The 24,076-nt window shown below is 69.1% G+C and carries 17 protein-coding genes; 3 read left to right on the top strand and 14 right to left on the bottom strand.

Features of this window, described 5'->3' with window-relative positions:
* Window positions 1-10: 10 nt before the first annotated feature.
* From ABDW59_RS17070 to ABDW59_RS17030, 9 genes are all read right to left on the bottom strand, one after another.
* On the bottom strand, window positions 11-1,141 hold the full coding sequence (locus ABDW59_RS17070) for an acyl-CoA dehydrogenase family protein (RefSeq protein WP_343631216.1): 1,131 nt from the start codon (window positions 1,139-1,141) through the stop codon (window positions 11-13).
* Between the two features lie 2 nt (window positions 1,142-1,143).
* A complete protein-coding gene (locus ABDW59_RS17065) occupies window positions 1,144-2,568 on the bottom strand; it encodes a hypothetical protein (protein WP_343631214.1) in 1,425 nt (474 codons plus the stop codon).
* 136 nt (window positions 2,569-2,704) lie between these two features.
* Window positions 2,705-3,373 (bottom strand): SDR family oxidoreductase, encoded by a 669-nt coding sequence (locus ABDW59_RS17060; RefSeq protein ID WP_343631213.1) that lies wholly within the window; start codon window positions 3,371-3,373, stop codon window positions 2,705-2,707.
* Window positions 3,374-3,386: 13 nt separating this feature from the next.
* Window positions 3,387-4,565 carry an acetyl-CoA C-acyltransferase gene (locus ABDW59_RS17055; RefSeq protein WP_343631212.1) on the bottom strand — a complete coding sequence of 393 codons (1,179 nt, stop codon included), beginning with the start codon at window positions 4,563-4,565 and terminating at the stop codon, window positions 3,387-3,389.
* Between the two features lie 79 nt (window positions 4,566-4,644).
* Window positions 4,645-6,489 (bottom strand): bifunctional isocitrate dehydrogenase kinase/phosphatase, encoded by a 1,845-nt coding sequence (aceK, locus tag ABDW59_RS17050; RefSeq protein WP_343631211.1) that lies wholly within the window; start codon window positions 6,487-6,489, stop codon window positions 4,645-4,647.
* Between the two features lie 26 nt (window positions 6,490-6,515).
* Window positions 6,516-7,190 (bottom strand): carbonate dehydratase, encoded by a 675-nt coding sequence (gene can, locus ABDW59_RS17045; RefSeq protein WP_343631209.1) that lies wholly within the window; start codon window positions 7,188-7,190, stop codon window positions 6,516-6,518.
* Between the two features lie 67 nt (window positions 7,191-7,257).
* Window positions 7,258-8,436, bottom strand: a complete 1,179-nt coding sequence (locus ABDW59_RS17040) for an isovaleryl-CoA dehydrogenase (protein ID WP_343631207.1) — start codon at window positions 8,434-8,436, stop codon at window positions 7,258-7,260.
* 261 nt (window positions 8,437-8,697) lie between these two features.
* The gene (locus tag ABDW59_RS17035; RefSeq protein WP_343631205.1) at window positions 8,698-9,165 is read right to left on the bottom strand and encodes a DUF1854 domain-containing protein; all 468 of its coding nucleotides are present in this window, start codon (window positions 9,163-9,165) and stop codon (window positions 8,698-8,700) included.
* A gap of 18 nt (window positions 9,166-9,183) precedes the next feature.
* Entirely contained in the window at window positions 9,184-11,517 is a 2,334-nt protein-coding gene (locus ABDW59_RS17030; protein ID WP_343631203.1) for an ABC transporter ATP-binding protein, read from the bottom strand.
* Window positions 11,518-11,629: 112 nt separating this feature from the next.
* On the opposite strand from ABDW59_RS17030, the gene cphA (ABDW59_RS17025) reads away from it, so the two are divergent.
* From cphA (ABDW59_RS17025) to ABDW59_RS17015, 3 genes are all read left to right on the top strand, one after another.
* Window positions 11,630-13,807, top strand: a complete 2,178-nt coding sequence (gene cphA, locus ABDW59_RS17025) for a cyanophycin synthetase (RefSeq protein ID WP_343631202.1) — start codon at window positions 11,630-11,632, stop codon at window positions 13,805-13,807.
* Between the two features lie 77 nt (window positions 13,808-13,884).
* Complete coding sequence (gene cphA / locus ABDW59_RS17020; RefSeq protein ID WP_343631200.1) at window positions 13,885-16,479, top strand: cyanophycin synthetase; 2,595 nt, start codon at window positions 13,885-13,887, stop codon at window positions 16,477-16,479.
* Window positions 16,479-18,686: an FUSC family protein gene (locus ABDW59_RS17015; RefSeq protein ID WP_343631198.1), complete on the top strand. Its 2,208-nt coding sequence runs from the start codon at window positions 16,479-16,481 to the stop codon at window positions 18,684-18,686. The genes cphA (ABDW59_RS17020) and ABDW59_RS17015 overlap by 1 nt, the downstream gene beginning before the upstream one ends.
* Window positions 18,687-18,791: 105 nt before the next feature.
* On the opposite strand, the gene ABDW59_RS17010 is transcribed toward ABDW59_RS17015, so the two are convergent.
* The 5 genes from ABDW59_RS17010 to ABDW59_RS16990 form a co-directional block, all read right to left on the bottom strand.
* Complete coding sequence (locus ABDW59_RS17010) at window positions 18,792-19,190, bottom strand: Hsp20/alpha crystallin family protein (RefSeq protein ID WP_343631196.1); 399 nt, start codon at window positions 19,188-19,190, stop codon at window positions 18,792-18,794.
* A 78-nt stretch (window positions 19,191-19,268) separates the two neighbouring features.
* Complete coding sequence (locus ABDW59_RS17005) at window positions 19,269-19,736, bottom strand: Hsp20/alpha crystallin family protein (RefSeq protein WP_343631194.1); 468 nt, start codon at window positions 19,734-19,736, stop codon at window positions 19,269-19,271.
* Between the two features lie 179 nt (window positions 19,737-19,915).
* Window positions 19,916-21,253, bottom strand: coding sequence for a c-type cytochrome (locus ABDW59_RS17000; protein WP_343631192.1), 1,338 nt, complete (start codon window positions 21,251-21,253; stop codon window positions 19,916-19,918).
* Window positions 21,250-21,990, bottom strand: coding sequence for a c-type cytochrome (locus ABDW59_RS16995; RefSeq protein ID WP_343631190.1), 741 nt, complete (start codon window positions 21,988-21,990; stop codon window positions 21,250-21,252). The genes ABDW59_RS17000 and ABDW59_RS16995 overlap by 4 nt, the downstream gene beginning before the upstream one ends.
* Before the next feature lie 118 nt (window positions 21,991-22,108).
* On the bottom strand, window positions 22,109-24,037 hold the full coding sequence (locus ABDW59_RS16990; protein ID WP_343631188.1) for a diguanylate cyclase: 1,929 nt from the start codon (window positions 24,035-24,037) through the stop codon (window positions 22,109-22,111).
* Window positions 24,038-24,076 lie beyond the last annotated feature (39 nt).

Genomic DNA, 24,076 nt, shown 5'->3' with positions numbered 1-24,076 from the left:
CGGGACCCGATCACACCAGCGCGCGGCCGATCAGGATCTTCTGCACTTCCGAGGTGCCCTCGTAGATCTGCGTGACGCGCACGTCGCGGTAGATGCGCTCGACCGGGAAGTCGCTGACGTAGCCGTAGCCACCGTGGATCTGGATCGCGGCGGAGCAGACCTTCTCCGCGATCTCGCTGGCGAAGAGCTTGGCCATCGCCGCTTCCTTCAGGCACGGCAGGCCCGCGTCCTTCAGCGACGCGGCATGCCAGATCAGCTGGCGCGCGGCCTCGATCTGTGTCGCCATGTCGGCCAGCTTGTGCTGCATCGCCTGGTGCTCGAAGATCGGCACGCCGAAGGCGACGCGCTCCTTGCTGTAACGCAGCGCCGCCTCGAAAGCCGCGCGCGCCATGCCCACCGACTGCGACGCGATGCCGATGCGGCCGCCCTCCAGGCCCGAGAGAGCGATCTTCAATCCCTGGCCCTCTTCGCCCAGGCGATTCGCGGCCGGGATGCGGCAGTTCTCGAACAGGATCTGCGCCGTGTCGCTGGCGTGCTGACCCATCTTGTCCTCGATCCGCGCCACCACGTAGCCGGCCGTGTCCGTGGGCACGAGAAAGGCGGAGATCCCCTTCTTGCCGGCCGCCTTGTCGGTCACCGCCATCACGATGGCGACGTCGCCGTTCTTGCCGCTGGTGATGAATTGCTTGACGCCGTTGAGCACGTAGTCGTCGCCGTCCCGCACCGCCGTCGTCTTCAGGCCGCCGGCCTCGGAGCCCACATGCGGCTCGGTCAGGCAGAAGGCGCCCAGCATGTCGCCGCGTGCCAGGGGCTTGAGGAAGCGCTGCTTCTGGTCCTCGTTCGCGAAGGCCATCAGGATGCTGCACACCGGGCAGTTGTTGACGCTGACCACCGTGGAGGTCGCGCCGTCGCCGGCGGCGATCTCCTCCAGGATCAGCGCCAGCGACAGGTAGTCCAGGCCCGCGCCGTCGTACTCGGTGGGCACGGCCACCCCGTAGCAGCCCAGCGCCGCCAGGCCCTTGAGCTCCTCGGCGGGGAAGCAGTGGGACTTGTCCCACTCGGCCGCCTTGGGCGCGATGCGGTCTTGCACATAAGCGCGGATGGCGTCCTGGATGGCGCGGTGGTCTTCGGAGAGCAGCATGGTCAGCTTCGGGGCGGAGAGGAATCCGTGCGGGATCCCGTGAGGTTGCCGGCGCTCGTGACGCCGGAAGGAATGGCATAGCGCAGCTCGGTCCGGCCCTCGATCGGGTCCCAGGGACGCGCGACGACCTGGCCGTCGACAATGGACAGGCGCTCGCGCAGGCGGGCGTCCATGGCTTGGGTCTTGAGCCAGTCGGCGCGCTGCGCGGGCGCGATGTCGGCGGCGGCCAGCGCGACGCGGGCCGCTTCGTTGACCAGCAGCACCGAGGCCTGTTTGCGGACGTAGGTCACATAGCCCGGCATGCCGACGGCGGCGATGAAGTAGCCGGTGGAGTTGCGCCACCTCGGCAGGCCCAGCGGCATCTTGGACTCCAAGTTCGGCTTCCAGTCCACCAGGCCCAGCGGTCCCTCGGCGCCCAACGCGCTGGCTTGCAGCCATTGCTCGTCGAAGAGATGTTGCGTGGCGTTGGGCATGGCCCAGAAGCGTGACTCGCAGCGGACCGGGGAGTCCAGCGTGAGCGTCTTGAGGTCGGCGTTCGGGTCCTCGCAGGACAGTTCCTTCATCACCCGGCGGTTGAAGCGCGACTCCGTCTGGATCCAGCGGGTGACATCGGTCGCACGCGGCGACATCGGGCGCAGCATTGCGCGCAGTTCAGGCGCGGCCTTCGGGTCATGCGCGGCCAGCTCGGTCACCAGATGCCAGTGACGTCGCGCCATCGATCCTGCGACCGTCACGCCGGTGAGACTGCGCGTCCCCTCCAGCATCGCCACCGTCAGCGCGTCCGTCTGCTTGACCAGGCCCAGCATCGCGGCGCGGTCGCCCGCCTGGGACGCCAGCACCGATCGCACCTGCAGCCAGCGCAGGCAGTTGAAGGCCGGACGCCAGGCGAAGTTGAAGCCGCGCACGACCATCAGGTCGCCACGCGTCTTGGGCTCGGCGACCGGCTCGATCAAAGGTTCCTCGATCGCCATGCCGGTCTGCGCAATGGCCTCGCAACGCTGGCCGATCTCGGCATGGGCTTTCAGCAGCGAGCGCAGGCCCTCCGCCTCGCGGGACCACACGGCGATGCAATCTTCCGTCTGCGCGTCGCAATTCCAGGCTTTGGCGACACCATTGGCGCCGGAGCCGGGCCAGCTGAGCGTCGAGGCCGGTTCCTCCGGCTTGCTCGGACCGGACGCGATCAGCGCCCAGCGGCTCAGTCCGGCAGTCTGCGGATCAACGCCGCCCGCGCTCATCCCCAACAGCGCATACATCGCGTTGCGCTCGGCCGACAGCGTGGCCGGCGGCACGCGCAGCGCCTCGGGCACCGGCCGCGGCGCATCGTCCACGAACCGGTTGTTGAAGGCGGCCCAGGACGCCCAGAGCGCCCCGCCGCCCAGTACCAATCCGCCCAGGATCTTCAGCGAGACCCGTGCCCATCGATTCATCGTTCCCTCTCCCTGTACCGCTTGAGCGGCCTCGTTCATCGTCTTGAGCTCGTGCCTTGTCTCCTGGCGGCGCACCCGCCTCCGCGGTCGTCACCGGGCGATCGGCCCGCCGTCTGACGCGGCGGGTCCTGATCGCTCACCAGGGCAGCGGCTGCCCGTCGTAGTTGAAGAAGCCGCCGTTGTCGCCGGCCTTCAACCCGTCCAGCACGCCGCGCAGGCTGGAGGCGCTGGTCGCGACGTCGATGTCGGCTTCCTGGCCGCCCATGTCGGTCTTGACCCAGCCCGGGTGCAGGCTGACACAGATCGCGCGGCCGTCCAGCGTCAGCGCAACGTCCTTCATGACCGAGTTCACGGCCGCCTTGGACGCGCGGTAGACCCAGCCCGCCGAGTTGGCCCGCAGCGTCAGCGAGCCCATCCGCGAGGACAGGATGCCGATGCGCGCATCCGGCGCGAGCGCGTCCAGCAGCTGCGGCAGAACCCGCATCGGGCCCAGCACGTTGGTGTGCATGACCGCGTCGAAGTCGGCGGCGCTCGGGGGCTGCAGACCGATGGTCTTGGGACCGTAGAGACCGGCCACGTACATGACGCGGTTGAACTGGAAACCGTCCAGCTGCCAGGCCAGGCCGGCGATGCTGATCATGTCGGACACGTCCAGCTTGATCGCCGTCGCACCCAGCGCGCGCAGCTTCTCCAGCGAGGTCTCGTCGCGCGCGGTGGCGACCACCGTGTCGCCGCGCTCGCGATGCTGCTTGACCAGCTCCAGGCCGATGCCGCGCGAGGCACCGATGATGAGGACTTGCGTCATCTGCTCTCGTTCCTCAGATCAGTTCGACGCCGACAGCGGTGGCTTCGCCGCCGCCGATGCACAGCGCCGCGACGCCGCGCTTCAGGCCGCGATGCTTGAGCGCGCCCAGCAGCGTGACGATGATGCGCGCGCCCGAGGCGCCGATCGGATGGCCCAGCGCCACGGCGCCGCCGTTGACGTTGACGATCTCGTGCGGCAGCTTGAACTCGGCCATCGCGGCCATGGTCACCGCGGCGAAGGCCTCGTTGACCTCCCACAGGTCGACGCTCTTCGCGTCCCAATTGTTCTTGGCCAGCAGCTTCTGGATGGCACCGACCGGCGCGGTCGTGAACCACTCGGGCGCATTGGCGTGCACCGCCGTGCCGACGATGCGGGCGACCGGCTTGACGCCCAGCTTGTTGGCGGTGGACTCGCGCATCAGCACCATCGCGGCGGCACCGTCGGAGATCGACGACGAGGTCGCCGCCGTGATCGAGCCGTCCTTCTTGAACGCGGGCTTGAGCGTCGGGATCTTGTCCAGCTTGGCCTTGAAGGGCTGCTCGTCGCGCGAGATCACCGTGTCGCCGCCCTTGCCGGCGATGGTCACCGGCGCGATTTCCCATGAGAAGCTGCCGTCCTCGTTGGCGCGCTTGCTGCGCTCGGTCGACGAGATGGCGAACTGGTCCTGCGCCTCGCGCGTGAAGGCGTACTTGTCGACGCACTGCTCGGCGAAGACGCCCATGGCCTTGCCGCGCTCGTAGGCGTCTTCCAGGCCGTCCAGCGCCATGTGGTCATACATCTGCGCGACGCCGTACTTCACGCCCTTGCGCGCGAACATCAGGTGGGGGGCGTTGGTCATGGACTCCATGCCGCCGGCCAGCAGGATGTCGGCGCTCTCGGCCTTCAGCGTGTCGTGCGCGAACATGGTCGCGCGCATGCCGGCGCCGCACATCTTGGACAGCGTCACCGCGCCCACCGATTGCGGCAGGCCGGCCTTGAGCACAGCCTGACGCGCGGGGGCCTGACCCTGGCCCGCCATCAGGCAGTTGCCCATGAAAGCTTCGTTGATCGAGTCGGTCGGGATGCCGGCGCGCTCGACGGCGGCCTTGATCGCGATGGCGCCCAGTTCCCAGGCGGCGAGGCCGGCGAAGTCGCCCAGCAGGCCGCCGATCGGCGTGCGCGCGGCGGAGACGATGACGATGGAGTCGGACATGGGGTTCTCCTTCAATGAAGTCGTGGGATCTCGTGTGAGGTCGGAAGCGGGGTCGTGATCGCCGCGGCGAATGACGGCCTCAATGGATGGGGAGCTCGCGATCCTGGGGCTCGGGCGGTTTCAGCGCGGGCACCGGGTCGCGCACATGGAAGCGCTTGTGCGGGTCGTAGGGGAAGACGTCCTCCACGTGACCGGCCTGGATGCGCTGCTTGTGGCCTTGCCAGAAGGCCGGATCCAGCAGGTCCGCGTGGTGCGCCATGAAGACGTCCCGCACGCCGGGATGGCCGAGAAGAAATGGGCCGAAGGTCTCCGGGAAGACGTCGTGCTTGCCCACCGGATACCAGACCTCGCCGGAGAGCTCGTCCTCCTCGTTCCGGGGCTCCGGCACCGCGCGGAAGTTGCAGTCGGTCAGGTACTCGATCTCGTCGTAGTCGTAGAACACGACCTTGCCATGGCGCGTCACGCCGAAGTTCTTCCACAGCATGTCGCCCGGGAAGATGTTGGCCGCCACCAGGTCCTTGATCGCGTTCCCGTACTCCACCACCGCATGCGCCACCTGCGCCGGAGACGCCTCCTGCAGGTAGATGTTGAGCGGCACCATGCGGCGCTCGATGTACAGATGCTTGATGATCAGGTCGTCGCCGTTCTCCTCCAGCAGCGAGGGGCAGAAGTGGCGCAGCTCGGCGATCAGCTCCTCCTCGAAGCGATGACGCGGGAAGGCGACCTGGGTGTACTCCAGCGTGTCGGCCATGCGGCCGACGCGGTCGTGCTGCTTCACCAGCAGGTACTTGGACTGGATCTGCTCGCGCGAGGTGTCCTTCTGCGGCGGATAGAAATCCTTGATGACCTTGAAGACGAAGGGGTAGGACGGGAGGTCGAAGACCAGCATCACCATGCCCTTGATGCCGGGCGCGATGCGGAACTTGTCGCTGCTGTGGCGCAGGTGGTTGAGGAAGTCCCGATAGAAGAGGTTCTTGCCTTGCTTCTGCAGGCCCAGCGCCGAGTAGATCTCCGAGCGCGGCTTGCGCGGCATCAGCGAGCGCAGGAACTGCACGTAGGCGCTGGGCACCTCCATGTCGACCAGGAAGTAGGCCCGGGCGAAGCTGAACAGCATCAGCAGGTCGTCCTCGCCGAACAGCGCGGCGTCGATGAACAGCCGGCCCGGCGGCTTCGCGGGCGGGGCGCTGTTGTCGATCACCGGCGCTTCCTTGTGGAGGATGGGCAGCGCGAACGGGGTCTCGGTGAAGCCGTTGATGATCTTGCCGACGATGTAGGCGCCCTTGTTCCGGAAGAACAGCGAGGACAGCACCTGTACCTGGAAATTCGTCCGCCAGCGGAAAGAGCCCAGTTCCGCGCCGATGGCTTCCAACACCTTGTCCACGTCGCGCTGCAGGTCCTCGAACTCCAGCGACAGCTGGAAGTTCCAGACGATGCGCATCAGCGTGTCGCGCAGCGTGTCTTGCGAGGGGTAGTAGCAGCGGTAGGTGGGCTGGGCGGCGGGCTCGTCGTTCTCGATGAACTCAGTCGAGATGGCCGGCCGCACGAAGATGAAGTCGTTGTGGAAGTAGCTGTGATGCAGGATGCGCGTCGTGACCGAATTGAAGAAGGTCTCGGCGAGCTCCGGCCGCAGATGACTGGTCAGCAGCCCGATGTAATGCAGCTTGACCTGCTGCCAGACCTCGGTCGGCAGCTCGCTGGTCTTGTAGCGCTGCTCCAGCTGAGCGACCGCCTCGTCCACGCGCAGGTCGTAGAACTCGATGCGCTCGCGCTGGGCGCGCTGCTGGCCGTGCCAATCGGCGCGCTCGAAGCGCTGCTTGGCGGTGGCCGAGGCGGCGCGGAACAGGCGGTAATGCTTGTCGAAGCCCTCGAGCATGGCCTGCGCGATCTCGAACGCGCGGGGATCGTTGAGCTCGTGGGGGAACATCGCGGCCGCCGTTCCGGTGCGGGGGCTCAGCCGCCCTTGGCCGCCTCGTAGCGGCGGTGCAGCGCGTCCAGCGCGCGGCGATAGGCCGGACCGACGTCGTCGGGGCCCGACGCGGTGACGCTCAGGTCCTTGAGCAGGCCGTTGTGCAGGCCGTAGACCCAGCCGTGCACGGCAACCGACTGGCCGCGCGACCAGGCGTCCTGGACCACCGTCGTCTGGCAGGCGTTGCGGGCTTGCTCCAGCACGTTGAGCTCGCACAGCGCGTTGACGCGCTGGTCGGCGGCCACCGTCTCCAGCCAGTCGTGGTGATGGTTGCGCACGTCCTGAACGTGGCGCAGCCAGTTGTCGACCAGACCGACGCGCGAGTCCTCCAGCGCGGCGCGCACGCCGCCGCAGTTGCTGTGACCCACGATGATGATGTGGCGCACTTGCAGCTGGTCCACCGCGAACTGCATGACGGACAGGCAGTTCAGGTCGGAATGGACGACGACGTTGGCGACGTTGCGGTGGACGAAGAGCTCGCCCGGAAGCAGGTCCACCAGCTCGTTGGCGGGAACCCGGCTGTCGGCGCAGCCGATCCACAGGTATTGCGGGGTCTGCTGCTTCAGCAGGCGCGAGAAGAAGCCGGGGGACTGCTGTTCAGTCTCCGCGGCCCAGCGCTTGTTGTTGTCCAGCAGGTCTTGCAGTTCGTTCGTGCTCATGGGGTGGCATTGTCGCGGCTGACGGGTCTCAGGTGCATGTCGCCGGTCTTTCCCAGGGACGAAAGGATTACATCGTCTCCGCGAAGAGCTCCCGGCCGATCAGCATGCGCCGGATCTCGGACGTGCCCGCGCCGATTTCGTAGAGCTTCGCGTCACGCCACAGGCGCCCCAGCGGGTACTCGTTGATGTAGCCGTTGCCGCCGAAGATCTGGATGCCCTCGCCGGCCATCCAGGTGGCCTTCTCGGCGCACCACAGGATCACCGAGGCGCAGTCCTTGCGCACCTGACGCACATGCGCGCCGTCCATCGCGTCCAGGTTCTTGCCCACCGTGTAGCAGAACGCGCGGGCGGCCTGCAGCACCGTGTACATGTCGGCGACCTTGCCCTGGATGAGCTGGAATTCGCCGATGGACTGGCCGAACTGCTTGCGGTCATGGATATAGGGGACGACGTTGTCCATCACCGCCTGCATGATCCCGATCGGACCGGCGGCCAGCACGGCGCGCTCGTAGTCCAGGCCCGACATCAGGACCTTGGTCCCGCCGCCGACCGTGCCCAGCACGTTCTCGGCCGGGACCTCGACGTCCTGGAACACCAGCTCGCCGGTGTGGCTGCCGCGCATGCCCAGCTTGTCCAGCTTTTGCGCGATCGAGAAGCCCTTCATGCCCTTCTCGATCAGGAACGCGGTCATGCCGCGGGCGCCGAGTTCGGGTTCGGTCTTGGCGTAGACGACCAGCGTGTCCGCGTCGGGACCGTTGGTGATCCACATCTTGGTGCCGTTGAGGACGTAGTAGCCGCCCTTGTCCTCGGCCCGCAGCTTCATCGAGACCACGTCGGAGCCGGCGCCCGGCTCGCTCATGGCCAGTGCGCCGACGTGCTCGCCGCTGATCAGCTTGGGCAGGTACTTCTTGCGCTGGGCGTCGGAGCCGTTGCGCTTGATCTGGTTGACGCACAGGTTGCTGTGCGCGCCGTAGCTCAGGCCCACCGAGGCGCTCGCGCGGCTGATCTCCTCCATCGCCACCATGTGGGCCAGGTAGCCCATGTTGGCGCCGCCGAATTCCTCGGGGACGGTGATGCCGAGCACGCCCAGATCGCCCATCTTGCGCCACAGGTCCATGGGGAACTGGTCGCTGCGGTCGATCTCCGCGGCTCGGGGGGCGATCTCGGCTTGGGCGAACTCGCGCACCGCGTCACGCAGCGCATCGATGTCCTCGCCGAGATGGAAATTCAGACCGGGCAGGCTCATGGGATGTCTCCTCGACCACCTCCTCGGCGCGTCTGCGCACGCCGTCGGGATGATTCGTCTTACGTTTACGTAAACGTCAAGTGTAGAGCAGAACCGCTCCGGTCCCACCATCGCAAAACTGCTTAAGGGAAAGACAGGGCGCCACAGGGATGCGCGCCCTTGAGAAATGAATGCCCTAGAAAGGGGCTCGCCCCGGCGGGCGGGCTCGGCCGGACTCCCTCGCCCGCTTGCGGGAGAGGGCGGGGGAGAGGGTCTTCGGGCTCAGAGGAACCGCTCCAACAGCTTCTTCGACCCCCGATCCAACCCGAACCGATCCGGCACCAGGAAGTGGAGCCCATGGCTGCTGGCGATCAGCAGTCGCCCCTCCCCGATCCGCCGAATATCTTCCTCGCTCTTGAGGATGAAGCTGGTCGCACCTCGATCGGTCTCGACCGTCCACTGCGAGGGCGTCGAGAACGTCGACACCGACAGCAGCTTCAGCACCGTCGGCGTCATCTCCCGATGGGCGAGCTCCTCGCCCAGAAGCGCGCGCTGCTCCTCAGGCAGATCGCTCAGCCGATCGATCCAGGCGATCTCATGCCCGTCGGTACCGATGATGGAGATCCCCTCGTCCGGCGCCGTCAGCGGATGCGCGCGCACGGCGCTGACGTTCTCATGGGTGTGGCCTTGCGCGTCGACCAGCATCAGCCGGCCGAAGGCGTTGCGCGCGAGGGAATGGATGTTGCTCATGTCGAAACCTCGGCGCGATCAGGCCTGCGTGGCCGTGTGGACGTTGACGTTGGGGGCGACCACGACCACGTTGTCCTGCTCCTCGGCATCGACGCGGCGGGCCTGCGCCTCCCACAAGCGCCAGTAGGCACCCTGCTTGGCGATCAGCTCATCGTGCGGGCCGACCTCGACCACCTCGCCGCGATCCATCACGACCAGCCGATCCGCCTTGCGCAGCGTCGACAGGCGGTGGGCGATCGCGATCGTCGTGCGGCCGCGGACCAGGTTGTCCAGCGCCTTCTGGATTTCCTTTTCGGTCTCGGTGTCCACGGCCGAAGTGGCCTCGTCCATGATCAGGATGCGCGGGTCGATCAGCAGCGCGCGGGCGATGGAGATCCGCTGGCGCTCGCCGCCGGACAGGCCCTGGCCGCGCTCGCCCACCAGCGAGTCATAGCCCTGCGGCAGCCGCAGGATGAATTCATGCGCGTGCGCGGCGCGGGCCGCGGCGACGATCTCCTCACGGGTCGCCTCGGGCTTGCCGTAGGCGATGTTCTCCGCGATCGTGCCGAAGAAGAGGAAGGGCTCCTGCAGCACCAGCCCGATGTGGCGGCGGTAGTCGGCCAGCTTGAAGCGGCGCAGGTCCACGCCGTCCAGCTTGATCGCGCCCTCGGTCACGTCGTAGAAGCGGCAGATCAGGTTGACCATGGTGCTCTTGCCCGAGCCGCTGTGGCCGACCAGGCCGATCATCTCGCCCGGCTTGATCTCCAGATTCAGGTCGCGGATCACCGTCCGGTTGCCATAGCGGAAGCCGATGTCCTGCAGCGACAGCCCGCCCTGGACCTTGTCCAGCGTCACCGGCTGCGCCGGCTCGGGCACGTTGGAGTGATGGTCCAGGATGTCGAAGATGCGCTTGGCGCCGGAGGCGGCCTTCTGCGTCACCGACACGATGCGGCTCATCGAATCCAGCCGGCCGTAGAAGCGGCCGATGTAGGCCAGGAAGGCGGTCAGCGTCCCGACGGTGATCTCCGAATGCGCGATCAGCCAGATGCCGAAGGCCCACACGACCAGCAGCCCGATCTCGGTCAGCAGCGAGACGCTGGGCGTGAACAAGCTCCAGGTCTTGTTGAGCCGGTCGTTGACGACCAGGTTGTGCTTGTTGGCGCTGCGGAAGCGCTCGGCCTCGCGGCGCTCCTGGGCGAAGGCCTTGACCACGCGGATACCGGGGATGGTGTCGGCCAGCACCGACGTGACCTCACCCCAGACGCGGTCGATCTTCTCGAAACCGGTGCGCAGCTTGTCGCGCACCAGATGGATCAGCCAGGCGATGAAGGGCAGCGGCACCAGCGTCGCCAGGGCCAGCCAGGCGTTGTTGGAGAACAGGATCACCGTGATCATCAGCAGCATCAGGCAATCGGTGATGAAGTCCAGCGCGTGCAGCGACAGGAAAACGCTGATGCGGTCGGTCTCCGAGCCGATGCGGCTCATCAGGTCGCCGGTGCGCTTGGAGCCGAAGTACTCCAGCGACAGGCCCAGCAGGTGATCGAAGGTCGCGGTCCGCAGGTCCGCGGCGATGCGCTCCGACACCAGTGCCAGGATGTAGGTCTTGGCCCAGCCCAGGACCCAGGACACCAGCGCCGCGCCCAGCAGCCCGCTCAGGTAGAGCAGCACCAGGCCGGTGTCGATCTGCTGCCCCTGCTGGAAGGGGATCAGGACCTTGTCCATCAGCGGCATGGTCAGGTAGGGCGAGACCAGCGTGGCGCCGGTCGCCCCCAGCATCAACAGGAAGCCGAGCAACAACTGACCCTTGTAGGGACCGGCGAAGCGCCACAGGCGCAGCAGCACCCAGGTCGACGGCGGGGTGTGCAGCTCGCGGGCGCAGCTGGGGCACTCCTCGCTGTCCTCGGGCAGCACGGCCTGGCAGCTGGGGCAGAGCTCGGGCTCGGCCTCCTGGTCGCGGGCCGCCTCGTTGCGGGTGTTGAAGGCGTCCTGGAAGCGCTGCGCCTGCAGATTGGCCTTCATCGTGAAGCGCCACCGGGCCAGCCGGCCCGAGGCATTCACCAGCTCCAGCAGGCCCAGGCCGGCGTGGTCGGAGAGCTCCAGCCGCAGATCCGGAGAGAGCGGCCATTCCTGGAAATCCGTCTCGGCGGCGCCGGCGGCCCCGTCATCCCGGCCGTGGGCACCGGCGTTGCCGGCCGGGCTCCAGGCCAGCAGGCGCTGGTCGGTGAGTTGCAGAGCGCCCGCGCGGAAGCGGAGTTGGGTGTCGAGGTCAACCTCCAGCGTCGCCCGGACGTTCTCGCCACGCCGATGGCGTGATTCGAAGGCCTCGGCGGCCGACCCGGCCGGAACTGGCGAAACAGGATGTTGATGCTGCATGCGTGATTCTTCTGGCGATGTTTCGCCGGATTTTCTCTTAAGCGCACAATTGTGCTTCGCTTCCCAATCCAGTAGCCGCCCCCCGGGCCGATAGACCTCGCCCCCTCCTCCCATGAGCCGACACGACGACATCAAGCTCCTGCGCATCAACTACTTGCGTGGCCCCAACATGTGGACCTACCGGCCGGTGCTGGAAACCTGGCTCGACCTCGGAGGTCTGGAGGAACACCCGTCCAACCTGCTGCCCGGTTTCACCGACCGGCTGTGCGCGCGTCTGCCCGCGCTGGTGGAGCACCATTGCGGCGTCGGCGAGCGCGGCGGCTTCCTGCAGCGCCTGACCGAAGGCACCTGGATGGGCCATGTGCTGGAGCACATCGTCATCGAGCTGCTGAATCTGGCGGGCATGCCCACCGGCTTCGGCCAGACGCGCTCGACCTCGCAGCATGGCGTGTACCGGATGGTCTTCCGGGCCCGTGACGAGCAGGTCGCCCGCTGCGCGCTGGAGCAGGGTCACGCGTTGCTCATGGCGACGATCAACGGCGACGACTTCAACGTGGACGCCGCGGTCGAGGCGATCCGCGACAAGCTGGACGACTGCTACCTCGGCCCGTCGACCGCCGCGATCGTCGCCGCGGCCACCGACCGCCGCATCCCCCACATCCGCCTGAACGACGGCAACCTGGTGCAGCTGGGCTACGGCGCGCGCCAGCGCCGCATCTGGACGGCGGAGACCGACATGACCAGCGCGATCGCCGAGGGCATCGCGCGCGACAAGGACCTGACCAAGGACCTGCTGAAGGCCGTGGGCGTCCCGGTCCCCGCCGGTCAGGCCGTGAAGACCGCCGCCGAGGCCTGGGAGGTCGCCCAGGACCTGGGCCTGCCGGTCGTGGTCAAGCCCTCCGACGGCAACCACGGTCGCGGCGTCACGCTGGACCTGCGCCAGCAGGCCGACATCGAGGCCGCCTTCCACCTGGCCGACAAGGAAGGCTCGGAAGTCCTGGTCGAGCGCTACATCCCCGGCATGGAGCACCGCCTGCTGGTGGTCGGCGGCCAGGTCGTGGCGGCCGCGCGCGGCGAGGAGGCCTGGATCACCGGCGACGGGGTCCACAGCGTGATCCAGTTGATCGACCTGCAGATCAACACCGATCCGCGCCGCGGCACGACCGAGGACTTCCCGCTCAACCGCATCGACATTCGCGACGACCCGGTCGTGCTGCTGGACCTGCAGCGCCAGGGCCTGTCGGGCGACGGCGTCCCCGAGGCCGGCCGCCGCGTGCTGATCCAGCGCAACGGCAACGTCGCGATCGACTGCACCGCGCAGATCCATCCGGAAGTGGCGCATGCGGTCTCGCTGGCGGTGCGCACCGTCGGCCTGGACATCGCCGGCGTCGACCTGGTCTGCAGCGACATCTCCCGGCCGCTGTCCGAGACCGGCGGCGCCATCGTCGAGGTCAACGCCGGTCCCGGCCTGCTGATGCATCTGAAGCCAGCCGAGGGCATGCCCCAGCCGGTCGGTCAGGCCATCATCGACCACCTCTTCGCCGAGGACGAGAACGGCCGCATCCCCATCGTGGGCGTGTCGGGCTCGCAGGGCACCGCGCAGATCGCGCGTCTGGTGGGCTGGCTGCTGCACCTGAACGGCCGCCATGTCGGCCTGGCCTGCGGCGACGGCCTCTTCCTGGGCACCCGCCGCGTGGAGCGCAAGCCCAGCGCGACCTGGGCCGCCGGCCACCGCCTGCTGATGAATCGCGCGGTCGACGCGATCGTGGTCGAGAACGGCGCCGGCGTGATCCTGGGCGACGGTCTGGCCTACGACCGCTGCCAGGTCGGTCTGGTGACCGACTCCGGCCGCGTGAGCGATCTGGACAAGCACGACATCCAGACCGAGGACCAGCTGTTCAAGGTGCTGCGCACGCAAGTCGACGTGGTGCTGTCCGACGGCGTGGCGGTGCTCAACGCCGACGACGCCAAGATCGCCGAGATGGCGCCGCTGTCCGACGGCGAGGTCATCTTCTACGCGCTCGAGTCCTCGAACGCCGCGCTGAGCGAGCACCGCGGCAAGGAAGGCCGCGGCGTGTTCCTGCGCGGCGGCGCGGCGGTGCTGGCGCACGGCAGCGCCGAGACCTCGGCCGCCAACGTCGAGTCGCTGCGCAAGCGCTTCGAGACTGCCGGCCAGGAGATCTCCAGCCAGTCCGTGCTGGCCGCCGTGGCCACGGCCTGGGCGATCGGCATCTCTCCCGAGCTGATCTCGGCCGGCCTGGACACCTTCGTGCCGGAGCTGCCGCAGTGAGCTCGCGCTGAGCCACCGACCGCGACGCCCCTCATCCTCCCCGTCATCACAAGAACACTCGAATCGGAAGACGTCAGATGGAAGTCTCTCGTACCCGGGCCCTGCGCGGCCCCAACATGTGGAGCCGCCACACCGCCATCGAGGCGGTCGTGCACTGCGGCGAGACTGAACGCGCGCTCGCCGACATGGCCGGCTTCGAGGCCCGCCTGCGCGAGCGCTTCCCCGGCATCGGCCCGCTGAGGCCGGCCAGCAGCCAGAAGACGCCGATCTCGCTGGCGCATGTGCTGGAGCAGGCCGCGCTGGCGCTGCAGGCGCAGGCCGGCTGCCCGGTGACCTTCAGCCACACGCATGCGACGTCCGAGGAAGGCACGTTCCAGGTCATCGTGGAGTACAGCGAAGAGGACGTCGGCCGGGCCGCCTTCGACAAGGCGGTCGAGCTGATCGCCGCCGCGCAGAGCGGCGCTTCGTTCGACGCCGACGCCGCCGTCAAGGCGCTGCGCGAGACCGACGAGGACATCCGCCTCGGCCCCTCGACCGGCTCCATCGTCGACGCCGCCTGCAAGCGCGGCATCCCCTTCCGCCGCTTGACGCAGGGCTCGCTGGTGCAGCTGGGCTGGGGCGTGAAGCAGCGCCGCATCTGGGCCGCCGAGGTGGACGCCACCAGCGCGGTCTCGGAATCGATCGCGCAGGACAAGGACCTGTCCAAGCGCCTGCTGCAGTCGGCCGGCGTGCCGGTGCCCATCGGCGCCCCGGTGGAATCCGTCGAGGAAGCCTGGGCGCTGGCGCAGGAGATCGGCCTGCCGGTGGTGGTCAAGCCGCTCGACGGCAACCAGGGCAAGGGCGTGACGGTCAACGTCGCCAGCCGCGAGCACATGGAGATGGCCTACAAGGCCGCCGAGGACATCGGCACCGTGATGGTCGAGAAGTTCCTGCCCGGCAGCGATTACCGCCTGCTGGTGGTCGGCGACAAGCTGGTCGCCGCCGCGCGCCGTGATCCGCCCAACGTCATCGGCGACGGCGCGCACACGGTGCGCCAGCTGGTGGAAAAGGTCAATGAGGACCCGCGCCGCGGCGACGGTCATGCGACCTCGCTGACCAAGATCCGTCTGGACGACATCGCCATCGCGCGCCTGGACCTGCAAGGCCTGACCCCCGAGTCGGTGCCCGAGAAGGGCCGCCGCGTGATCCTGCGCAACAACGCCAATCTGTCGACCGGCGGCACCGCCACCGACGTCACGGACGACGTGCATCCGGAAGTCGCCGCCCGCGCGATCGCGGCGGCCACGGTCGTGGGGCTGCACGTCTGCGGCGTGGACGTGGTGGCCGAAAGCGTGCTGCGCCCGCTCGAGGAGCAGAGCGGCGGCATCGTCGAGGTGAACGCCGCCCCCGGCCTGCGCATGCATCTGAGCCCGTCCTACGGCAAGGGCCGCGACGTGGGCGAGGCCATCATCTCCAGTCTCTACGGCCATGCGCACGGCCAGAGCGGCCGCGGCGGCGACGACGGCCGCATCCCCATCGTGGCGGTCACCGGCACCAACGGCAAGACGACCACGTCGCGCCTGGTGGCGCACATGTTCGCGACGCAGGGCTTGCGCGTGGGCATGACCAACACCGACGGCGTCTACGTCGACGGCCGTCAGACCGACAGCGGCGACTGCTCGGGCCCCAAGAGCGCCCGCAACGTGCTGATGCATCCGGACGTGGAAGCAGCGGTCTTCGAGACCGCGCGCGGCGGCGTGCTGCGCGAGGGCCTGGGCTTCGACCGCTGCCAGGTGGCGGTGGTGACCAACCTGGGCGAAGGCGACCACCTGGGCATGAACTTCCTGAACACGGTGGACGAGCTGGCCCTGGTCAAGCGCGTGATCGTGCAGAACGTGGCGCCCAACGGCTACGCGGTGCTGAACGCCGCCGATCCGGTGGTGGCCAGGATGGCCGAGGTCTGCCCGGGCCAGGTGATCTTCTTCGCCAGCGACCGTCATCACCCGCTGATGGCGACGCATCGCGCGCAGGGCAAGCGCTGCGTCTACGTGGACGGCGACGCGCTGGTCGCGGCCCAGGGCGCGTGGCGCGAGTCGATTCCGCTGCGCGACATTCCCTTCACCCGCGGCGGCGCGATCCCGTTCCAGAACGAGAACGCGATGGCGGCGGTGGCCGCGGCCTGGGGCGTCGGCCTGGACTGGGACACGATCCGTCGCGGTCTGGCCAGCTTCATGAGCGACGCGGACAGCGTGCCGGGCCGCTTCAACGTGATGGACTATCGCGGCGCGACGGTCATCGCCGACTACGGCCACAACGGCGACGCGATGCGCGCGCTGGTGCAGGCGGTGCAGGCGCTGCCGGCCAACAAGCGCTCGGTGGTCATCTCGGGCGCCGGCGACCGCCGTGACGAGGACATCCGCGTGCAGACGCAGATCCTGGGCGAGGCTTTCGACGAGGCCATCCTGTTCCAGGACGCCTGTCAACGCGGGCGTGAGGACGGCGAGGTCCTGGCGCTGCTGCAACAGGGCCTGAAGGGCGCGACGCGGACCAAGCACATCGAGGAGATCCGCGGCGAGTTCGTCGCCATCGATCGCGCGCTGGAGCGCCTGCAGCCGGGCGACCTGTGCCTGGTGCTGGTCGACCAGGTCGAGGAAGCGCTGGCGCATCTGAACCAGCGCATCCAAGAAGCCTGATGTCGGCGGGCCAGAACGGCGGACCGCCCGCGCGCACCGGCGGCGACGCCGGCCCGCTGCCCCGACGCGAACCCCGTACGGTGCTCGGCTTCTTCCGCCAGTGGCGGCATTGGCCGGCGCACTGGTGGAACGGGCTGACCGTCGCCATCGGGGTGATGCTGGTGCAGGTGATCGTCTCCTGCCTCGCGCCGGCGGGCTACGAGCACATCGCCTCGCAGCTGGCGATGGCCTGCGCCATCTGCGCCAGCTTGGCGGATCTGCCCGGCGTCATCAGCCGCAATCGCAAGCGCGTCGCCACAGGCGGTGCGATGTCGCTGCTCGCCGTCGCGGCGGTGGCGGTGCTGCATCCCTATCGGCCGGCGATCGGGCTGCTGGTGGCCGTCCTCGCCTTCGGCGGCGCGATGCTGCTGAGCTGGGGCCTGCGGGCGGGACCGGTGTCCTTCGCGCCCATCCTGGCGATGGTGTTCGCGCTGGCTTGGCCGCAGCAGCCGCTGCTGGTCGTGCTGGCGAGCGGCGCCTCCGGCATCGTGCTCTATCTTCTGTGGAGCCTGCTGAGCAGCGCCCTGCTGCAGCAGCGCTTCCGTCGGCTGTCGCTGGCCGAGGCCTTGCGTGGGCTGGCACAGCTGCTGAGCGCGCGGGCCGAGCTGCTCGGCAGCGGCGGCGCGGCGCACGCGATGAAGGACTGGCTGGGCAACGAAGCCCAGCTCGCGGAGATGCTGCAGACGGCGCGGGATCAGCTGTTCCCGCACGCGGAGCAGGACCCGCGCAGCGCCGCGGTGCTGCTGCATGTGGTCGAACTGCGGGATCTGATGCTCGCGAGCCGGCTGGATCTGGAGCTGCTGGGCGAGGACCCGGTGGGGCAGCGCATGCGCGCGGCCTTGGTCGAACGGCTGAAGTCGCTGGCCGGGCTGCTGGAGGAGTACCGGAACGCGGTGCTCGACGAGCGTGCGCCGGCGTCGCACGGCGTGCCGTCGATCGAGTGGGAGGATCTCTCGGCGCAGGATCCGCGCCGACGCTTGCAGCTGGTGCTGCAGGATCGGCTGTCGCATCTGGATGGCGAGGTGCTGGCCATCGGTCGCGCGCTCGACGACTCGCATCCCTTGCCGGCGATGGCGCTCGATCCCAAGCAGCTCCAGCATTTCGTGACGCCGGAGGGCTGGCCCATGGGGCTGCTCAAGGCGCAGCTGCATCTGGACTCGCCGGTGCTGCGGCACGCGCTGCGCAGCGCCCTGGCGCTGTCGGCGGCCTATTACATCGCGCTGGCGCTGCCGTGGGCCTCGCATCCGCACTGGCTGGTGCTGTCCGTCGCGGTGGTGCTGCGGGGGAGCCTCGATCAGACGCTCGAGCGCCGCAACATGCGGGTGCTGGGGACGGTGATCGGCTGCGGCTTGCTGGTGCTGCTGACGCAGTTCCAGAGCCTGGTGGTGACCATCATCGCCCTGCAACTGGCGGTCGGCATCGCGCATGCCTTCGTGACCCGGCGCTATCTGATCACCGCGATCGCGGCGACGGTGCTGGCGCTGCTGCAATCCCACCTGGCGGATCCGACGCATGCGATGGCGATCTCGGAGCGGCTGGCGGATACGGTGCTCGGCGCGGTGCTGGCCTGGGCTTTCAGCTATGTGCTGCCGGCCTGGGAGCGGCGGAACCTGCCGCGTGCGGTGAAGCGAGCGCGCGGCGCGCTGCAGCAGTATGCGATGCAGGCGATGACGGCGGAGATGACGCCGGCAGGCGCGCTCGCGCAGCGCATGGCGCGACGGCAGGCGTACGACGCGTTGGCGGCGTTGTCCGCTGCGATTCAGCGCAGCGCGGCGGAGCCTCGTCGCGTGCGGCCGCCGCTGCAGGAGTTGCTGGCGATGCTCGATCACGGCTATCGGCTGATGGCCCACCTGTCGATGATGCGGCAGAGCCTGCTGCGCCGAGCGCAGGACCTGGTCGGCGACACCATCGAGGAAATGCCGGAGGCGGCGAAGCGACTTCAGCGCGCGCTGGCGGGCAAGGAGCCGGTGCCGCATGCGGTGCAGGCGCTGCAGGACTGGAGCCTGTTGCCCGAGGTCGGCCCCTTGGAGGATCTGCGGCCGTGGATGCGGCGACGCCTGCAGGTCAGTCTGGATGACGCGGCCCGCGCCGGGCAAGCGGCCGAGGCCGCGCTCGAAGCGATGTCCGCGCCGCCTGACGCGGATGCGGCCGCGTCCCGCCTGAGCTGATCCGTAGGGCGCCAAGAAGACCCTCTCCCCCGCCCTCTCCCGCAAGCGGGCCAGGGAGCCGCCAGCGCTCAGGCGCCTGTGTCAGGTTCGGCGTGGCGAAGGCGCTCAGGACAGTTTCACTTCGATCTTCCGCGGCTGCGCATGAGCCGCCTTGGCGATCCGCACCTGCAGCACACCCTGCGCCAGTTCAGCCGAAACGGCATTCGCATCGAGCGCCTTGCTCAATGTGAACACCCGGCGGTAATGCTGCCGCGAGACCTCGACATGCCCGGCCTTCAGCCCCTCTGGCAGATCCAGCTGCATGTCCGCCTCGACGATCAGCCGGTCGCCATCGACGCGCAGATGGAGCTGCTCGCGCGGCACGCCGGGCAGGTCGGCGAACAAGGAAATACCCTGCGCGTCCTCGACGATGTCGACGGCGGGCTGGATGGCGAAGTCATCGCGCCGACGGGCGGTCTGGGCGGCGGTGTCCGAGGAAGAAGAATGAACGGCGGAGTTGCTCATGATGTGATCTCGTCGCGAATGGGGCTTGTCGATTCGTGTCGTGCCGGCTCGTGCCGAATGGGCCGAACCGGGACCGACTCAATGGATGTCGATGCGGCGCGGCTGCGGCGTCGGCTGGCGCTTCACGGTGACGCGCAGCACGCCGTCGCGATAGGACGCCGAGACCTGGTCCGGATCGATGTCGTCGGGCAGGTTGACCGCGCGGCGGAACTTGCCGGCGAAGCGTTCGCGCTGATGAACGATGCGCTTCTCGGCGGGCTTGGCGACCTCGCCTTCGACAGCAGCGTCGACCTTGGGCGTCAGCGCCGACACGCGTTCGCCGGAGAGGGTCAACACGCCGCGATCCAGATCGACCGCGATGCTCGCCGGATCGAGTCCGGGCGCGAAGGCGTAGACCTCGACGGCCTCGTCGGACAGGCCGACGTTCAGGGCCGGGAAGCCGCCGCGCGTGGTGGTCCCGCGCTGGGCATCGAGCCGGCCGCTCATTTCCCGCTGGACGCGGTCGAACTCGTTGAACAGTTCACGGGCAAACAGACGTTGGTACATGCGGGGCTCCTTGGCATCCTGCTGTAAGAGTGAATCCGGCGGCTGCGTGTCCGCCATGACTCCCAAACTGGGATCGCCTTGCCGCGCTTCAAGGTCTTGAAATCGCGTGTGCCGCGTCCCCATATGCCGCTGCTGCCCGCATGGATAGGGCCTTCCCGCTATCCAGCAGGCGCCCCCTTCTACTTGAGCCGCAACACCTCCTGCTCCGTCACCGCCGGCGCCTGATTTCCCCAGCTCTGCCGGATCATCGTCGCCACGGCAGCCATCTCGGCCGCGGTCAGCACCTGCCGCAGCGGCGGCATGCCGAAGGGCCGAGGATGCGCGGCCGTCGACGGCGCGTAACCGCCGTTGGCCAGCATCTGCACGACGTTCTCCGGCGCCGCCAGCGTCACGGCGCGATTGCCCGCCAGCGGCGGATACGCCGCCTGCCCGTCGATGCGGCGCCCCTGCCCGCGATCCCCGTGGCAATCGACGCAGTAACGCGCATAGACCTGCCGACCAAGATCCATCTGCGCCGGCGATGCAGGCTCGAAGGCCTCCGCCAGCGAACCCTCGCGCGGCAACCCGCGCAGGTAGACCGCCATGGCCCGGGCGTCGGCCTCGCTCAGATGCTGCAGGCTGTCGGCGATCACGTCGGCCATCGGCCCCACCGCCGAGGCCCGCGGCGACCATCCCGCCCGCAGCCAGCCGGCGACCTCCTGCTCGCTCCAGTCCTGCACCCCCGCCGCCTTTGGATCCGCGAGCGAGGGCGCGATCCATCCCTGCACGCCAACCCATCCGCCCCGCAGCCCGGCCGCGTTCTCCAGCGCGCCGAGCCGATTGCGCGGCGCATGACATTCGGCGCAGTGCCCGAGCGCCTGCACCAAGTAGCGACCGCGCGCCAGCGGCGCCTGCCGGTCGTCGCGCGCCTCCAGCGACTCACCGCGCACCGGCTCGTCCCCGGGCGAGAAATACATCAGCCGCCACACCGCCAAGGCCGACTGCCATCGATACGGCCATCCCAGCTGATGCGCCGGCGCGGCCTGCTTCACCGCCGGCTGCTGCCGCAGCCACGCGAAGATCGCATCGGCGTCCTCGCGCGTCATCGCGGTGTAGCTCGTGTACGGGAAGGCCGGATAGAGCAGACGCCCGTCGCGGCTGCGTCCGTGATGCATCGCGCGCCAGAAATCGTCGTTGGACCAGGCGCCCAGACCGGTCTGCGCATCGGGCGTGAGGTTGCTGCTGAACAGCGTACCGAACGGCGTCGGCAAGGGCATCCCGCCGGCCAGCGGCGCCCCTCCGCGCGCGCTGTGGCATCCCGCGCAGTTGCCGACGCGGGCGAGATAGGCACCGCGCGCGATGAGCGCGGGCTGCGTTTCCTGAGAGCCCGCCGCGATCGGTCTGGCGGCAAGCCACGCCTCGCGGCCCCAGGCCCCGGCGACGACGAGCGTCGCCATCACCGGCACCACGACGATCAGCCCGATCAGCACGCGCTTGAGCGTCCGCATCGACGCGCCCGAGTCCCGCTGGTCCGTCATGGCGCGAGCCCTCCGCACACCACGGGCAGCGGCTCCGGCGACGCCGGCTCCGGATGCGCGCCGGCCGGCCGCAAGGCCAGCCAGGTGGCGACGGCGGCGATGTCGTCGGGCGAGAGCGCCTGGGCCACATCGGCCATGCAGTCGGGAGCGTGAGCGCGGCGATGGCCGGTCCGCCACGCGCCGAGCTGCCCGACCAGGTAATCCCGCGGCAGCCCCAGCAGCCCGGGAATCGCCGGCTGACGGCCCGCCATGGCCGGGCCGTGGCAGGCGGTGCAGGCCGGCACGCGCAAGGCCGCGTCGCCGCGGGTGACGAGCTGCTCGGCGCGCTGGCGTTGCGGCTCGCTCAGCGGCTGCGGCGCAGGCGACGGATACGGCACGTCCAGCGCGGCGAAGTAGCCGGCGATCTCGCGCAGATAGTCGTCGCTCATGTTGCGCAGCAGCCCGGCCATCAGCGCGTGATGGCGCCGCCCGTCGCGGAAGCTCTGCAGCTGGTTGAAGAGATAGCCCGCCGGCTTGCCCGCCAGGCGCGGGAAGTAGCCCTGCGGCGTCGCGCGGCCCTGCGGACCGTGGCACAAGGTGCAGGCCTGGATGCGCTCGCCGGTGTCGTTGGTCAGCGCGCGCAGCGGTCGCGCGGCCGGCTCGAGCGGCGCGGCGGCGCTTTGCGCGATGGCGGTGGACAGTCCCAGGCCCAGCACTGCGGCGATGAGGACGCCCGGAATCGGACACAGGATCTTCATCGGACCATCATCGCCGAAGCCGCGCGCGTGTCGGCTCGGACTCACCCTGCCCTCCCCCGCCGGCTGTGCGATCCCCGCCGCGGGCGGATGACGCCGAGCAGCGGCTCGACGCGACGGCTCAACGTCGTTGCTCGACGGCAGTGCCCGGCCCCGGCCAGGCGATCACCGCGAAGCCGTCGCGCCCCTCGCGCTTGGCCTGATACAGCGCCCGATCCGCGAGCGCCACCAGCTCGGCCGCCGGTACCTCGCCGCCAGTCACGGTCGCGACGCCGACGCTGGCGGTGATTTCCAGCCCACCCGGCTTGGCGGCCGCCACCGCCTCGACGACCTTGGCCGCCACCTGCGCCGCCTCGTCGGGATGATTCAGCCCCTCCAGCACCGCGACGAACTCGTCGCCGGCGATGCGCGCCACCATGTCGCTGGCTCGCACCGTGCGCCGCAGACATTGCGCAAACTCGCGCAACACCGTGTCGCCGACGCCGTGTCCATGCGTGTCGTTGATGGACTTGAAGCGGTCGACGTCCAGGAAGAGCAGCGCCATCGCGCCGCCCTCATGCGCATGCCGCCGCTGCCGCGCCAGCGCGCGCGTGAGCGCCGGATCCAGCTCGCGCCGATTGGGCAGACCGGTGAGCGCGTCGGAGCTGGCCAGCCGCGCGAGCTGCGCCTCCGCCTGCTTCATCGCGGTGACGTCCGTCGCCAAGGTGAACACGCCCTGCACCTCGCCGTCGGGGCCGCGGTCCGGCACGTAGATCGTGCGCAGATGCCGCAACTTGCCCTGCAGCACCGAGCTCAGCTGGAACTCCACCCGCTCGCCCTGCATCGCCAGCTCCAGCTGCACACGGCGCTGCTCGAAGAACGCGTCGCCGAAGCCGTCGCGCAGGTGCAGGCCCATCACCAGATCCGGGTCCAGCCCGAACCAGCCCCGCAGCGTCTCGTTGGCGAAGCGCAGCCGCATCTCGCGGTCGATGTAGGTCAGGAAAATGGGCAGGTTGTCGGTGATGGCCTTCATGCGGCGCTCGCTGGCGGCCATGCGTGCCTCTGCGCGCTTGCGCTCGGTGATGTCCAGCGACACCGCGTAGAACCCCTCCACCTGGTCCCCATGCATGTCCGGCACGAAGCGCTGATGGAAGTGCAGCGTCTCGCCGTCCACGGTCTGCGGCGCATCGAACTCCACGGCCTCGCCCGCGAGTACGCGTGCGATGAAGGGCTCCACCAAGGCGGCGTGATGGGCGCCGCTGAGCTGCTCGATGCGCTTGCCCAGCAGCGTCGCCGGATCGGCGTGATGCACCCGGCCCACCTCGGCGTTGGCAAAGCGCAGCGCGCCGGTGCGGTCGTGATGGGTGATCAAGGCCGGCACGTTGTCGGCGATCCCGCGCAGGCGCTTCTGCGCGCGCGTCAACGCCCGCGTGCGCACCAGCACCTGCATCGTCGCCAACACGGTGAAGAGGCCCAGCATCGCCAGCGCCGCCAGCAACAGCAGTTCGGTGCGGCTGGTGTTGCTCGCCAGGCGTTCGCTGATCACGGCGCGCTCCGCCCGCAGCGACGAGGTCAACTCGCCCAGCAGATCGCGCAGCTCGTTCATGTGGTGCTGGCCCTGATCGCTGAGCACCAGCTCCAGCGCCTCGTCATGCTGACCCGACTCGTGCAGCCGCACCGTCTGCGCCAGCTCGCCGGTCTTGAGCTGCACCAGCTCGCGCACGCGCGCCAGCTTGGCCACGTGGGCCGAATCCTGATCACGTTCGACGAGCTCGTCGACACGCCGATCCAGGTCGCGCGCCGCGTCGCGGTAGGGCTGCAGATAGCTGTTCTTCTGCGTCAGCAGATAGCCGCGCTGGCCGGTCTCGGCGTTGAGCAGGCCTTCCATCAGCAGCGTCATCGACGGCAGGACCTGATTGATCTGGTCGAAGCGGCGCAGGTCGGCCAGCGTGTCGCGTGCGCGCAGCGCCAGCAGCGTGACCAGCACCGCCATCGCCGCCAACGCCAGCATCAGCAGGCCCACGCCGCGACCCAGGCTGCTGCGATGGAACGGCACGGGCGGCGGACGCATGCGTCGTCTCGGGCGGGGCGGTCGTCGATCGGTGGATGA

Origin of the sequence: Roseateles sp. (genome assembly GCF_039595295.1) — a bacterium.
In the GTDB taxonomy this organism is placed as follows: Bacteria; Pseudomonadota; Gammaproteobacteria; order Burkholderiales; family Burkholderiaceae_C; genus Roseateles.
This window is presented reverse-complemented; position numbering and strand designations above follow the sequence as displayed.